Genomic DNA, 14,680 nt, shown 5'->3' with positions numbered 1-14,680 from the left:
TCGGGAAGTGGTCCACTGTGTCCGGGTTCGCCCACATCGACCAATTCGCCAGTTTCGTCCACAGTGGATTCGGTCAACCCGGCTCGATACCGGTGGTCAGCAGCACTGCGACGTCGAGCAGTGCGACGAGCACGACCGCGTGGAACGCGGTGCGCGACCCCGGACGGCGGCCGAGCACGAACCCCGCACCGAGCACGAGCACGGCCAGCGGCAGGAGCAGCCAGCCCACGCGCAGCGGACCGAGCGCCATGGTCGCCGACGCGGCCAACACCAGGCACGACGCCGCCACAGTGCTTTTCACCGCGCCAAGCCGCTGCGGCAGGCCGCGCACCCCGGTGGCCGCGTCGTCGCTGAGGTCGGGCAACACGTTCACGAAGTGCGCGGCCGAACCCAGCAGCGCCGCGGCGAGCACGAGCCACATCGGTGGCGGCCCCGTGCTGCCCAAGGTCACGAACGCGGGCAGCAGTCCGAACGACAAGGCATAGGGCAGCACCGAAAGCGGACTCGCCTTCAACCCGAGGTCGTACGCCCATGCCGACACCAAAGCGACGAAGTGCGCCGCGGTCGCCGGTCCGCCGAAGGGCAGCGACAGCACCACGGCCATCGGAGCCGCCAACAGCACGGCGACCAGCACCGCGCGCCGGGAGATCGTCCCGGCAGCCACCGGCTTGCCCCGCCGACCGACCTGGGCATCGCGGTCCGCGTCCACCAGGTCGTTGAGCCAACCGACCGACAACTGCCCGGCCAACACCGCAGCCGCCGTGACCAGCACACCGGTAGCGCCTTGCCCGACGGTGGCGGCCAGCCCGGCGGTGATCGCGGTGACGCCCACCGCTGGCACCGGATGCGAGGCCAGGAGCAGCGAGGAAGCGGTTGCGAGGTGCCGCACCCGGCCGAGTGTGCCAGCCTGGGATGTATGGCACGCTCCGGCCGGACCGTGCGGCGCAACGACCCCTTGCTGTACGAGGTCTTCGCCGATCAGTGGTGGCAACCGCGTGGCATCTTCGCGATGTTGCACTGGCTCGCCGCCGCTCGCGGGGCACTCGTCCCGACCGCACCGCGCACCGGAGCGGTGCTCGTGGACCTGGGCTGCGGCGCGGGCCTGCTCGCACCGCACGTGGCGGGCAAGGGCTACCGGCACATCGGTGTGGACACGTCCCACACCGCCCTGCGGCAGGCCGCCGGGCACGGCGTTCAGCCGGTCGTCGGGGACGTGCTCGCGGTTCCGCTGCCGGACGAGTGCGCGGACTGCGTGGTCGCTGGGGAGATCCTGGAACACGTCACCGACCTGCGCACCGCGGTCGCGGAAGCCTGCCGCCTCTTGCGGTCCGGTGGCCTGCTGGTCCTCGACACGCTGGCGGCGACCGCGCTGTGCCGGGTGCTCGCGATCGGGATCGCCGAGCGCCTGCCGGGCATGGCGGTGCCAGGGGTGCACGATCCCGCGCTGCTGGTCGACCGGGACGTGTTGATCGCCGAAGCGGCCCGGCACGGCGTGGCGCTGACGCTACGAGGGGTGCGCCCTTCGCTGCTGGACCTGCTGGCATGGACCGCCGGTCGGCGGGGGAACGTTCGGATGCTCCCGATCCGCACCACCGCCGTGCTGTTCCAGGGAGTCGGCCGCAAGAAGGGGGCAAAGCCGTTGTCGCCGTTCCCGATCACCGACCCGGCCGCACCGGCCGCCGCGCTCGACCCCGAGTCGCTGCGGTGGTGATCCCGATGATCGCCGGACTCGGCTCCGCACTGCCGGACGCCGTCGAACAGCAGGTGCTGTGGGAGGATTTCTTCCAACAGCACTTCCGCGGCAGCCGCGTCGCCCGGCAGGTGTTCGCCGCGGCCGGGGTGCGCCGCAGGCACACCGTGGCGAACCCGATCAAGGAAGACCTGTCCGGTTGGTCCACGGCGGCCCGGATGCGCCGGTTCGACGAGGAGGCCCCGCGACTGGGCCACCAGGCTGTCGCCGCCGCGTTGGCCGACGCGGGCATCGGCGCCGAGGACGTCGGCCTGCTGACCGTCGTCTCGTGCACCGGCTACGGCACACCCGGCCTGGACGTCAAGATCGCCGAATCGTTGGGGCTGCGCCCGGACTTGCAGCGGTTGTTCGTCGGCCACATGGGCTGCTACGCGGCACTTCCCGCGCTCGGCGGAGTCGCGGACTTCGTGGCCGCGCACGGGCAAGCAGCAGTGCTGCTGTGCGTCGAGCTGACCTCGCTGCACATCCAGCCCGCGACCAACGACCCGCAACAAGTCGTATCGCACGCGCTTTTCGGCGACGCGGCAGTGGCCGCGGTCCTGCAACCGGGAGCGGCCGGTCTCGCGGTCGTCGACCTCGCCGCCTTCACCGACACCAGCTCGAGCGCGCACATGACCTGGGACATCACCGATCTCGGCTTCCGGATGGGCTTGTCACCACGGGTGCCGGACCTGCTGGCCCGCGACCTCGGCGCGGTGCTCGACGACCTGTTGGCCCGCAACGCGATGCAGCGCGCCGACATCCGCGGCTGGGCGGTGCATCCGGGCGGCCCGCGCATCCTGGACACCGTCGAGCACACCCTGGACCTGCCGCCCACGGCGCTACAGGCGTCGCGCACCGTCCTGGCCGAGCACGGCAACTGCTCGTCCGCGACGCTGCTGCTGGTGATCGAAGAACTGCTGGCTCGCCGCGAAGTCGATGCCGGAGACCACGTCGTGGCGCTCGCCTTCGGGCCGGGGTTGACGCTGTACGCCGCCCTGTTGCGAGTCACCGGATAGGTCGTGGAACCCGAACCGATCACGCTAACCCCGCCGCACCACCCGCGCGGGTCGTTCACCAGGCAGTGCTGGCGCGATGTCGTGCTGATGCATTGGCCTTGCGAGACACGGGAAATCGCGCCCATGTTGGCGCCAGGCACCAGACCCGACCTGTTCGCCGGAACGAGCTGGATCGGACTGGTCGGCCTGCGGATGTCGGTCGCCAGCCTGCTGGGCTGCCCGGTTCGGTTGCGGCTGACCGAGCTGAACGTGCGCACCTACGTCGTCGACTGCCGAGGCCGTCGCGGGCTGGCGTTCCTGACCATGGAGGCGTCGAACCCGGTCTTCGCCACAGCTGCGAGCGCGGTGGCCCGCCTGCCGTACCGGACGTCGGTGGTCGAATGCTCGACCTCTGCTGGCGAGATCGGCTATCACGTCGAACGATCCGGTGTCGGACTGCGCCTGCGCGTCCGGCGCGGGGACCGGGTTGCCCCGACCGAGTCGGACCGATTCCTCACCGCGCGCTGGCGGATGTACTCGACCTGGCACGGCTGCACCGTGCGGACCCCGGTGCAGCACGAACCGTGGGCGCTGGATTCGGCGGAACTGCTGGACTTCGTCGACTCCGGGCTGCTCGGCGAACTCGGACTGGCCCCACCGAGCATCCCCATCGTCCGCTGCGCGTCCCGGATCGACGCGAGATTCGGCATGCCCGCCCTGGTGTGAGGCCGCGAACGAACCGGGCCCGGCTCCGAGGAGCGCGGGCCCGGTTCGTTCGGGGACCTCCGGTCACTTGCCGCCGACGTTGACGTCGACGCAGGCGTAGAAGGCGTTGGCGGTGTCGGCGACGTTCCAAACCGCCAGCACCTTCTGCGGGCCGCTAACGCCGCTGAGGTCGACGGTGTGCGAAAGCTGCGACGGCGGCTGCTCGCCGCCCTGGTCGAACACCGCGACGCGGTTGCCGCCGATGAAGTACTCCCAGGTGGAGGTGGAGTGGGCGGCGGTGAGCGTCCAGTTGAACGTCACCGAGTTGCCGACCGGTGTCACCGTCCAGCCCTTGCTGTCGTCGTCCAGTTCGGCGAAGGCGGAGTTACCGCCGCTGCAACTCGTCAGGCCCTTGGGGCCCTCGACGCTCTGCGGCTCGTACTTGATGGCGCCGCAGGGAACGGTCTCGGCGGCGCACTGGGCCTGTCGGCTCGGTGGCGAATCGATGTAGCCGTGGGCGCTGGCGGTGCCGGTCGGAACGACCACCAGGAACGGGGCGAGGGCCGCACCGACCGCGGCCGCGGCGAGCTTCGGCTTCTTGTTCATCTCAGCTCCTTCGGGGAAACCGCTGGGAAACCGCGTCATCAGGCGAGCGAGTCCTGATCGGCGGTGCTGGGTGGAACTCGGCCGAGGAAGGGGAGAGGGGACATTCCGACGACCAGCGGTCAGCTGGGTTCCGGCTCGGCTGACCGATGGTCTGGACCATAAGTTTGGTGGCGTGGTGGGGTCAAGAATTGTCCGATGTGTCACCGTGATGGCGCAGTGCGATGCTGGCCTTGGCCAGCGGAGACGTGGGTTTTGGTTGGGTGAACGGGTTTTTCCCAGGGCGTTTCCCGTTTTTCACGTTCGAATTTTGGGCTCGGGGTTCGGCTTTTGGTGCGTGGTTGGGGCTTTTGGGTGTTGGGTTGTCTTAGCTGTGGGGTGGTTCGTTCGGCGGTGGTGGAGCGGGTTTGGGATTGGTGTTCTGGGGGGTCGCCTGGCGGCGAGGGGTTTTTGGTGATTTGTTGATGTGTGGTGGTGGGGCGTCAGCTGGGATTGGTTGTTGAATGTGGTCGCCTGCGGCGTGTCGTGTGGGCGTTTCGTGTTGTGGGGTAGTGGTTTTCGCGGTTCGTGTTGGGGTTTTCACCTGATCATGTGACTGTAAAAAGCGTGCGAATGCGTGTTCGAATGCGGGAGAATTAGGGGTATGACACCACTGACGAACGCACAGGACGCGGCTGCCGGGGCGATGCCTCCGCAGTCGGTGGTGTCGTGCTCGGATGCCGAGCTCGTCGCCGGGATCGAAGCGGCCGAGCAGGCTGTGCGGACGGCGATGGTGGAACAGTTGCGGTTGATCGCCGAGGCGGAGCATCGGGGACTGTTCGCCGAGCATGGGGCTAGGTCGATGATCGTGTGGGTGCGGGAGTTGCTCAACATCGACCACGGCGACGCCAAAACTCGCGTGGTCGTGGCCCGTAACGTCGAAGACCGGGCCACGCTGTACGGCGAGACCATGCCCGCCGAGCTCCCCGAAACCGCCCAGGCCCTGTCCGAAGCCGCGATCAGTGTGGAACACGCTCGCGTCATCGTCGATGGAGTACGCGCACTGCCCGAGTACGCCCGGTGCCACATGGTTGGCGAGGTGGAGTCGACTCTGGCCGCGTACGCACGGGAAATGCCGCCGCGTGAGTTGGCGAAGGTGGCGGAGCGCATCCGGTATCTGCTCGATCAGGACGGCGCTTACCGGGATGAGGAAGCCCAGCACGAGGCGCGGGAGTTGCACTACACGACCGCGCGGGACGGGATGACGGTCATCAAGGCTCGGCTGGATCGGGAAACCGGTGTCAAATTCGCCGCATTGATGCAACCGCTGTCTGCTCCGCGCCCGGAAGCCGACGGGGAGAAGGATCCCCGCACCGCTGGGCAGCGCAATGCCGATGGGTTCGCGGCCCTGCTCGATCTCGCTTTGGACTCTGACCAGACGCCGCGTGTCGGGGGTCAGCGGCCGCATCTGACGGTCACCATCGACTTCGCCGACCTCCAACGCGGACTCGGCTTCACCACCGACCACGGCATGCCGGGCAACCTGCGCGCCACCGACCGATCCATCACCGCCGAGAACGTGCGTCGTATCGCCTGCGACAGCGAGGTGTTGCCGATGGTGCTCGATGGCGACAGCCTCCCGTTGGATGTGGGTCGCAGCAAGCGGACCGCACCCGCCCACTTGCGTGCCGCGCTTCTTCAACGCGACGGCGTGTGCGCCTTCCCCGGCTGCGATCGGCCGCCGGGAACACCCGACGCGCACCACATCCACCACTGGATCGACGGAGGAACCACCGAACTGTCCAACATGGTCATGCTGTGCGGTCACCACCACCGCGTCGTCCACAACACCCGGTGGGACATCGCCATCCACAACGGACGGCCCGTATTCATCCCACCGCCCACAGTGGACCAGAGACGAAAACCTCGACCAGGCGGACAAGCCCAACCCGCCACCCACCATCACGACTTCCGGGACCTCATCCCCACCCCGAGAACCCCGGCGGGCAAACCATGACGCCCGGAAAACGAACGTCGATTCCAGCGCCCCTGGCCGCCCTTCCTCGGCGCATTACGATTCACCACGGCATCGGAACTGTTGCGGGAGGTTCGGAATGGCGCGAGTTGCGGTTGTCGGCGCTGGTGCAATGGGTTCGGTTTATGCAGGTCTGATGGCCGATGCCGGGCACGAGGTCCACGCGATCACGCTGTGGGCCGATCACGTGGCGGCGATGCGTGCCAACGGCCTGCGCGTCGAGGGTGCCAGCGGCGATCGGACAGTGCGCCTGCAGGCCGCCACGACCACCGACGGGATCGGACCGTGCGATCTGGTGATCATCGCCTGCAAGGCGGCGGACGTGGTGGATGCGGCTCGATCGGCCAAGGCGTTGGTGGGCGAGTCGACCGTGGTGCAGACGATCCAGAACGGTCTCGGGTCTGCCGATCGGGTCGCGGAAGTCCTTGGTGCGGAACGCCTTTCCGTCGGGGTCGTCGGTGGATTCGGCGCTTCGCTGACGGCGCCCGGACACGTGCACCACAACGGCATGGAGATGGTGCGGTTCGGGGCCTACGGCGGGTTGTCCGGCGACGCCGTGGAGCGTGGTGCGTCGGTCTGGCGCTCGGCCGGTTTCGCCGTCCAGGTTTTCGACGACATTGAGCGGATGGTCTGGGAGAAGCTGATCATGAACGTGGCCTTCTCCGCTTCCACCTGTCTGACCGGGATGACCATCGGCGAGGTGCTCGCACACCCGGAGGCTTGGCACGTGGCGCGTCGTTGCACCGAGGAAGCTGTTGCGGTCGCCCAGGCGCGCGGCATTTCGCTCCAGGTCGGCGACCCGGTCGAGCACGTGCGGGAACTCGGGGGGAAGATCCCGAATGCCCGGCCTTCGATGCTGCTGGACCACTTGGCCGGTCGGCGCAGCGAAATCGACGTGATCAACGGCGCGATTCCTCGGCAAGCGGCCACCGTCGGTCTGGCGGCTCCGGTGAACGACACGGTGACCGCGCTCGTCAAGGCCCGGGAGGTCGGCTTCGCCGCTTGACGCATCCGACGGGCGGTCCGCGTGGTGGGACGATCGGCCAGCGGGTTGCTCGACTTCGTCCGCGGTGCTGTGATCGACTGTTGGCGAGGTGGCCGTTGGAGGGCGGTGGCTGATGATCCGGCCGGTTGTTCGTTGACTTCTCGGGTCGCGCTCTACATCGGTGGTCTGCTGGGACCATTCGGCTCCGGCGTCGTCGCCGCCATGTTGCCGGAGTTGAGCAGGAGTTTCGCGGTCTCGCAGGGCACCGCTGCCTCGTCGCTGACGTCCTACTTGCTGCCGTTCGCGATTGTCATGCTCGTGTCTGGAGGTCTCGGCGAGCGTTGGGGTTTGAGCCGCAGCATCCGTGTCGCTTATGCCGGTTATGCGGTCGTCGCACTGCTGGCAGCCGTCGCTCCGTGGTTCTGGCTCTTCCAAGTCAGCCGGGTGTTGCAGGGCATCGCGAATGCGTTCACCACGCCGCTGCTGCTGGCCAAACTCGCCGCCGTCACGCCCAAGGACCGCCTCGGCCGAGCACTCGGCACCTACGGCGCGATGCAAGCCGTCGGCCAGACCTCCGCGCCGCTGTTCGGCGGGATCGCCGCCGAAGGGGCTTGGCAGTGGGCCTTCGTCGGGCTCGCCCTAGTGGCAGGGGTGCTGGCGGTCAGCCCGCTGCCCGGTGAGTCGCACGATGGCTCGCCGCGAGCTCCGGTGGCGCTGCGGGGCGCCTGGCGGTCTTCGGTGCTGCTGATCGGCGGCGTCGCCTTCGTCGCGTGGGCATGTCTGGCAGGGTTGCCCTTCCTGGTCTCGTTCCGGCTCGACGATGCGTTTTCGCTGAGTCCCGGCGCTCGCGGCCTCGTGCTCACCGCCTACGGCGTGGCCGGGGTGATCGGCGCCCGGCTGACCGGGGGAGCGGTGGACCGCTTCGCGCAACGCGCGATCGTGTGCGCGGGGCTGCTCGTCGGGGCCCTGTCGGTCGGGGCGATCGGACTGGTCGCGTGGTTGCCGGTGATCGTCGTGGCGTGGGCGGTTGGTGGGGTCTGCGGTCAGTTGATCCTGGTCGGCATCCACGCCACGGTGCTCGTCGGCGGAACCAGCGGTCGTGGCGCGATCATCTCGGTGGTGACCGCGTTGCGGTTCCTCGGGATGTCGGCCGCACCCGCGGCCTTCACCGAGCTTTACCGATCCGATGCGGCGTTGGGATTCCTGCTTCCGGCCGCGCTGCTGGCACTGGCGATTCCCGTTGTCGCCGTCTGGTGGCCGCGCGACGCGCCAGATTGACCGGACACGTTGTCCCCAGAAAGTCCAGTGTGGACACTCTTTGGATGCGAAGATCCCTTCTTGACAGGCCCGCCATCGAATCGTAGCGTGAAGTTCACTTTCATCCGAACGGTTTCTCGAAACGGCCGAACGCGTTCCGGCGCGAATGCAGCCGTGGTGTCCGCGCACTGCTGATCATCGGGCGAACTACGCCGGAGGGCGCGATGAGGTCACGAAACCCGTGGAGTCGACGCCAGTTCCTCGTCAGCGCCGGGGTGGCGGGCGCGGCGGTGCTGACCGGATGCGGCCGATCCGCCCCTGCCGCCGCACCGCCGACCGTCCCGGATGACCTGGTCGCGGCGGCGCAGCCGTTCAAAGGCACGTCGCTGACGGTGCTCTCGCAACGCACCTACGCCAAGACCGCGAACCAGGCGCTGGAAACGGCGTTGAGCGCGTTCGCCGATCGCACCGGGACGACGATCAAGAATTCCTTCCTGGAAGGCGACGCGGGCAACGCCGTCGCCAAGACCGACGCGGCGGTCAAGGCAGGCAATGGACCTGACCTGGCATTCTTCTCCGCGAGCCGGTTCGTGGCGCAGTTCCGCGACCTGGGCGACCTCACCGATGTCTCGGATGTGGTGGCACAGCTGGAACAACAGCACGGCAAGCCCGCGGACGTGGCCCGCAGCACCGCCATGATCGACGGCGCGTGGTGGGGGATCCCCTACTACTCCATCGGCCAGGGCAGCCTGGTGCGCAAGGACTGGCTGGCGGAGAAGGGCATTCCCCTCGACCAGTTGCGCACCCTCGCCGACGCACGTGACATCGCGCTGGAAATCAGCGATCCAGGCAAGAACCGCTACGGCTGGGGCATCACCATCAACCGCAGCGGCGACGGCAATGCCATGATCGAACGGGTGATGAACGGCTACGGCAGCTCGATCGTCGCCGACGACGGGCGCCAGGTCATCTTCAACTCGCCCGAAACGGTCGACGCGATCTCGTTCCTCGCCGACCTCTACGCCAACCCGCGCTACGCGGCGATGCGGCCGCCGGGCATCGAGAGCTGGACCGACAGCGGCAACAACGAGGCATGGCTCGCCGGAGTCATCGGGCTGACCCAGAACCAGTTCAGCGTCTACGCGGACTCGAAGGTGACCGGAAACCCGGTCTACCCCAACACCGCCACCCTGGTCGGGCTGGCCGGACCGGCCACCGACCGGCCGATCGAAACAGGCGACTGCCACGCCCTGGTGGTGTTCAACGGTGCGCGCAACCCCGGACTGGCCAAGGTGGTCGCCCAGTACCTGGTCGCCGGACCGCCGCTGCTGTCCATGGCGCGGGTTTCCGACGGCCTGGTGATGCCCGTCTACCAGAACGTGTGGGACTCCGACCCGTTCTACCGCGACGGAGACCCGGCGTTCCGCACCATCCGCGAACTGATGACCCAGCCACTGCCCATCGAGACTCGCACCGGACTGCGGTTCCCGCAGGCGCCCAGCGCCGGTCGGCAGGCGGTGCTGCAGAGCTACCTGCTCACTGACATGATGGCCGAGATCCTGCAGAAGCGAGTTCCGGTCCAGCAGGCGGTGGCCGACACCCACCGGCGGATCGCGGACCTCTTCCGGCAGCTCGGAGTTCCGCAGTGAGCACGGCTGGTCCGGTCTATTTAGGACTCTGAAAACCGCTGCTCGGAGCGAACACGATCGCTCACGGCGGGTAACTTGTTGCCTGTGGAGTAACGAATTTCACGTTCCGATGGGGCTTTTCGGCGGCACGCTCGTGTTCCCGCAGGTATGCGCCGTCTGGCAAGCTGAGTAGGCCCGACCTTGGGCGTGCACAGCGAGGAGTCAACAACACATTGCAGGCAGACGAGCGGCCTTTCGAGCTGAGAACCGTTGCGATCGCGGCCTTCGGACCAACCCTGTTGTTCTCCACCGGCGAAGGCGCGATCATTCCGATGATTCCGCTCATCGCGGCTGATCAGGGGGCGAGCCTGGGTGTGCTCGGGCTGATCGGCGCCATGATCATGGTCGGCGAGCTGATCGGCGACGTGCCCAGCGGCGCGCTCGTGCACCGCCTCGGCGAGCGAACGGCGATGATCATCGCGTCCCTGGTGTCCGTGCTGGGGCTGCTCGGCTGCTACTTCTCGGTGAGCCCGTGGATGCTGGGCGCGAGCGTCTTCCTCGTCGGCTTGGCCACCGCCGTGTTCGCGCTGGCCAGGCACGCGTTCATCACCACCAGCGTGCCGCTGCGCTACCGGGCCAGAGCGCTGAGCGTGCTCGGCGGGCTGTTCCGGGCGGGCTACTTCATCGGCCCGTTCCTGTCCGTGCTCGTGCTGATGGTGACCCCGGACAAGCGGTCGGTGTTCCTGATCCACATCGCGTTCGCGGTCGCCACGCTGATCCTGCTGCTGTGCACGAAGGACCTCGGGACCGCGGCGGCCGAGGAGGTCACCGAGCCCGAGCACCGCCAGGGTTTGCTCGCCACGCTGGTGCGTCACCGCGGGGTGCTGCTTCGGATGGGCAGCTGCGCCGCGCTGATCGGCGGGCTCCGGGCGTCTCGGATGGTGGTGTTGCCGCTGGTTGCGGTCGCTGCGGAACTGCCGCCCTCGACCACTGCGATGATCATCGGCATCGCTGGTGGGATCGATTTCGCGCTCTCGTACAGTTCAGGCCAGATCATGGACCGATTCGGCCGGACCTGGGCCGCGGTGCCGTCGATGGTTGGACTGGCCATCGGCCACCTGGCCCTGTTCATAGTGGCCGACGTGCCCACGTTCGCCATCGTCGCGATCGGCTTGGCGCTGGCCAACGGCACCAGCAGCGGGATCCTGATGACGCTCGGCGCGGACCTCGCGCCACAACCCGGTCCAGCTCCCTTCCTCGGCGCCTGGCGCTTCACCGGCGACTTCGGGCAAGCGGTCGGACCGGTCACCGTGTCCGGTTTGACCGCATTGATCGGTGTCGGGTTCGCCGGAGCAGGCATGGGCGTGCTCGGGCTGCTCGGCGCGGGTTTGCTGCTGCGGTACGTGCCCCGCTACGTCCCGCGCAGCCGCTTCGTGGCGAGTCGTTGAGGTCCGGTCGGGGAGGAAGTCCGCGACCCCGTCGAGCGGTCGCGGCTTCCACCCGTGCGGCGAGCCGATCGCCCTACCCGGCGGCTCGCGATCCCCAACCGAATGTGGCGCGAACCCCGACGATGAAACGGGACTCGCGCCGGGCCACATTACCCACCCGGCGGAGTGAGTGGCGGGCGCGCGGGGTGATCGAATAACGGCGAGACCTCACGACTTTTCGCCGCGAACGTCAGCCGCCGAGGGCTTGCTGAGCTCCGGGGTGTAGCGGGACCGGGTCGGTCTTGACGGCGTTCTCCTTCGTGATCTCCTTGGCCGACGGGTGGACCTGCTCCAGGTCCGCGCGCTTGTCGAAGAGCAGCTTCGTGATCGCGCAGGCGTTGTTCGCCGGGAAGTCGTCGCGGACCACCAGGAGGTTGGGCACCACGACCGTCGGGACGTCCGCGGGCAGCTTGTAGGTGGCCGCCGGGATCGTGCTCGTCTCGTAGACCTCGCTGATCTGCTTCAGACCGGGCAGCTGCGGGGTGATGTCGATGAACTTCACCGCACCGCCCAGCGACGTGGTCAGATCGGTGATCTCCGGGGTCGGCAGACCGCCGGACCAGAACAGGCCGTCGACGGTGCCGGACTTCATGCCGTCCACCGCCTTGCCCAGCGCGAGGCGCTGCGCCTGGATGTCGGTGTCCGGGTTCAGCCCGGCGGCGGACAGCACCCGGTTGGCGATCACCTCGGTGCCGGACTTCGGCGAACCCGTCGAGATCCGCTTGCCGCGCATGTCGGCGACGCTGTTGATCCCCGAGTCGGCGCGCACCACGACCTGCGTCGAGTTCGGGTAGATCCGAGCCAGCGCCTGGATCTTCTGCGGCTGGCCCGCGAAGCTGTCCTTGCCCTGCACCGCGTCGGCGGCGGTGTCGGCGAGGGTGAACGCGATGTCGTAGTCCCCGGCCACCAACTGCTGGATGTTCTGCACCGAAGCGCCGGTTTCCGCCGCAGTGGCACGAAGTTTGGTGTTGTTGCTGATCAGCTGGGCCAGGCCGCCGCCGAGCACGTAGTACACGCCGCCGGTGTTGCCGGTGGCGATCGTCAACCGGCCATCGGATGCCTCGCAAGCCTGCCCCGCACCTGCCGGGGCGTCCTGCACCTGTTTGCCGCCGCAGCCCGACACGACGAGCATCGCCGCCGCGGCGGTCACCAGTAATGCCTTAATCCGCATCACGAACCTCCTTGATCGTTTCCCTGCGGCGCAGGACCAGCTGTGCGACGACGCCCAGCACGCAGAACCCGAGTCCGATCGCCACCGCCAGCGGCTCCAAGTACAGCAGGCACAACGCGCCCGGCGCGAACAGCGCTCGGACCGGGCCGCTGACCGGACCGAACAGCCAACCACCGGTCACCACGCTGAGCGCGGCAACGGCCACAATGGACGCTGCCGCGACCCAGAGCACGGTGAGCGGGTCGTTCTGCAGCAGCAACGCCGAGCCGTTGTCGGTCAGCACGAACGCGATCGGCACCAGGAACGCGGGCAGCGTGTACTTCCACGCCTGCATCATCGTGCCGGTGATCCGGCCGCCGGTGATCGCGGCGGCGGCTACCGCGGCCAGCGCGGTCGGCGGGGTCACCTCGGACAGCACGGCGTAGTAGAAGATGAACATGGCCCGTTCGGCATCGGCGACGCCGAGCGCGCCGAGAGCCGGGCCGATCACCACCCAGGCGATGATGAACGACGCCGTTACCGGCACCGCCAGGCCGAGCACGCCGACGGCCAGCGCGGAGAACACCACGGTGAGCACCAGGATCGCGGTCGGGTTGCTGGTGATCGCCTGGGCGGCTTCTACCAATGCGTCCGCCAGTTCCTGCCCCAGGCCGGTCTTGGTGATCGTCGAGGTGATGATCCCGGCCGCCGCGCACACCGCCACCACCGGCAGCGCGCCGCGCACGCCGTTCGACAGCGCATCGACGATGTCCCGCAGCCACTTCAGCACCGCCTGTCCCGGCCCGTGTTCGGCCTGCACGAGTCCCGAGATCAGCGCGAACAGTGCGGCCACTCCGGTCGCGTAGACCACCGCCGCGAACGGCGGGATGTCCATGGCCAGGAACACCACGATGATCGCCAGCGACAGGAAGTGGTATCCGCCGCGCAGCAGCAGTCGCCAGGCGCTGCCGTGCTCGGTGTCGACCGGCTTGGCACCGAAGCGGCGGGCGTCGGCCTCGACCGCGAACACGATGCCGAGGTAGTACAGCACCGTTGGAATCATGGCCCAGATCAGCACCGACAGGTAGGAGGTCTGGAGGTATTCGGCGATGATGAACGCCGCCGCACCGAGCGTCGGTGGCGAGAGGATCGCGCCGATGCCGGAGGCCGCCAGCAGACCGCCCGCGTTGTCCTGCGGATAGCCAGCGCGGCGCAGGATCGGCCAGGTGATCGCGCCGAGGCTGACCGCCGTCGCGGTGCCCGACCCGGACACGGTGCCGAGCAGGAAACCGGACAGCACCGTGGTGCGGCCCGGCGCGGTGCGCGAGCGCTTGAACGCGGCGAAGGAGAAGTCGACGAAGAACTGGCCCGCGCCGGAGGCGTTGAGCACCGCACCGTAGATGGTGAACAGCACGATGTAGCTCGCCGCGACGTCCAGCGGGGTGCCGTAGAAACCGCTGGCATCGTTGTAGAGCGCGTTGATGATCTGGTTGAAATCCACGCCCGCGTGCGCGATTCCCCAGTTCTGCGGGAGATATCCGCCGTAGTAGGCGAAGCCGATGAACGCCACGCAGATCACCGGCAGGATCCAACCGGTGGTGCGCCGGGTCGCTTCGAGAACGAGCAGGAGCAGCAGCGCACCGGCCACCACGTCCAAAGTGGACAGACTACCCTGCCGGTTGAGGAATTCGTCGAAACCGCCGGAGGGGAACGGCAGCACCGGGTAGAACCCGACCAGCAGCGCGACCACCGACAGCGCCCAGTCGTACCACGCGGGGTCGTCGCGGTCGCCCTTCGGGCGGCGCCCGCCCGGTCGGTAGCACAGGAAGACCAGCGGCAGCGTGCAGCCGAGGAAGATCACCAGGTAGTACTGGTTGCCCTTGGTGAGCGGGTAGAAGACCTGCTTGAGCACCAGCACCGCGACCGCGAGGGCGGCCAGGTAGACCAACAGGTCCGGTCGGCGGGACAACTGCCGGGCCGGACGTTCCTCGTCGTGCGCGGCGACGATCTCGCCGACATCGGTCCGCGCGCCGTCGCGGCGCTCGTCGTCGTGCTCAGGCCGCGTCGCCTGACTCATTCGCTCGCCCTTCTGCCCCGTCGGCGGTGGGCAGACAAGCGCGTGAC

Annotated in this window: 12 protein-coding genes; 8 read left to right on the top strand and 4 right to left on the bottom strand. The window is 68.4% G+C overall.

All coding sequences use genetic code 11. The annotated features are described in order from the left end of the window. Positions 1-73: 73 nt before the first annotated feature. Positions 74-889, bottom strand: coding sequence for a UbiA family prenyltransferase (locus MOQ72_RS12235; RefSeq protein ID WP_242183170.1), 816 nt, complete (start codon positions 887-889; stop codon positions 74-76). A gap of 27 nt (positions 890-916) precedes the next feature. Between MOQ72_RS12235 and MOQ72_RS12230 the strand changes: the two genes are divergently transcribed. From MOQ72_RS12230 to MOQ72_RS12220, 3 genes are read left to right on the top strand one after another with little or no spacing between them, the layout of a single operon-like run. After that, the gene (locus MOQ72_RS12230; protein WP_242183168.1) at positions 917-1,711 is read left to right on the top strand and encodes a class I SAM-dependent methyltransferase; all 795 of its coding nucleotides are present in this window, start codon (positions 917-919) and stop codon (positions 1,709-1,711) included. A 5-nt stretch (positions 1,712-1,716) separates the two neighbouring features. Next, entirely contained in the window at positions 1,717-2,748 is a 1,032-nt protein-coding gene (locus tag MOQ72_RS12225; RefSeq protein ID WP_242183166.1) for a type III polyketide synthase, read from the top strand. A 3-nt stretch (positions 2,749-2,751) separates the two neighbouring features. After that, positions 2,752-3,453, top strand: a complete 702-nt coding sequence (locus MOQ72_RS12220) for a YqjF family protein (RefSeq protein ID WP_308197871.1) — start codon at positions 2,752-2,754, stop codon at positions 3,451-3,453. Positions 3,454-3,516: 63 nt separating this feature from the next. Here MOQ72_RS12220 and MOQ72_RS12215 read toward each other — a convergent pair whose 3' ends face one another. Beyond that, entirely contained in the window at positions 3,517-4,038 is a 522-nt protein-coding gene (locus MOQ72_RS12215; RefSeq protein WP_242183162.1) for a lytic polysaccharide monooxygenase auxiliary activity family 9 protein, read from the bottom strand. A 640-nt stretch (positions 4,039-4,678) separates the two neighbouring features. Between MOQ72_RS12215 and MOQ72_RS12210 the strand changes: the two genes are divergently transcribed. The 5 genes from MOQ72_RS12210 to MOQ72_RS12190 all read left to right on the top strand — a co-directional run bounded on the left by MOQ72_RS12210 (position 4,679) and on the right by MOQ72_RS12190 (position 11,367). Next, complete coding sequence (locus MOQ72_RS12210; protein ID WP_242183160.1) at positions 4,679-6,031, top strand: HNH endonuclease signature motif containing protein; 1,353 nt, start codon at positions 4,679-4,681, stop codon at positions 6,029-6,031. Positions 6,032-6,128: 97 nt separating this feature from the next. Then, positions 6,129-7,055, top strand: a complete 927-nt coding sequence (locus tag MOQ72_RS12205; protein ID WP_277953961.1) for a ketopantoate reductase family protein — start codon at positions 6,129-6,131, stop codon at positions 7,053-7,055. A gap of 105 nt (positions 7,056-7,160) precedes the next feature. Continuing rightward, the gene (locus MOQ72_RS12200; RefSeq protein WP_242183156.1) at positions 7,161-8,312 is read left to right on the top strand and encodes an MFS transporter; all 1,152 of its coding nucleotides are present in this window, start codon (positions 7,161-7,163) and stop codon (positions 8,310-8,312) included. Positions 8,313-8,515: 203 nt separating this feature from the next. After that, positions 8,516-9,940: an ABC transporter substrate-binding protein gene (locus MOQ72_RS12195; RefSeq protein WP_242183154.1), complete on the top strand. Its 1,425-nt coding sequence runs from the start codon at positions 8,516-8,518 to the stop codon at positions 9,938-9,940. A gap of 212 nt (positions 9,941-10,152) precedes the next feature. Continuing rightward, entirely contained in the window at positions 10,153-11,367 is a 1,215-nt protein-coding gene (locus MOQ72_RS12190; RefSeq protein WP_242183152.1) for an MFS transporter, read from the top strand. A gap of 229 nt (positions 11,368-11,596) precedes the next feature. On the opposite strand, the gene MOQ72_RS12185 is transcribed toward MOQ72_RS12190, so the two are convergent. Both MOQ72_RS12185 and MOQ72_RS12180 read right to left on the bottom strand, forming a co-directional pair. Beyond that, a complete protein-coding gene (locus tag MOQ72_RS12185) occupies positions 11,597-12,577 on the bottom strand; it encodes a TAXI family TRAP transporter solute-binding subunit (protein WP_242183151.1) in 981 nt (326 codons plus the stop codon). Continuing rightward, positions 12,567-14,633 (bottom strand): TRAP transporter permease, encoded by a 2,067-nt coding sequence (locus tag MOQ72_RS12180; protein ID WP_242183148.1) that lies wholly within the window; start codon positions 14,631-14,633, stop codon positions 12,567-12,569. The genes MOQ72_RS12185 and MOQ72_RS12180 overlap by 11 nt, the downstream gene beginning before the upstream one ends. Positions 14,634-14,680: the final 47 nt, after the last annotated feature.

Origin of the sequence: Saccharopolyspora soli (assembly GCF_022678645.1) — a bacterium.
GTDB lineage: Bacteria > Actinomycetota > Actinomycetes > Mycobacteriales > Pseudonocardiaceae > Saccharopolyspora > Saccharopolyspora soli.
Note: the sequence above shows the minus strand (reverse complement) of the source record. Positions and strands in the feature narration are given on the sequence as shown.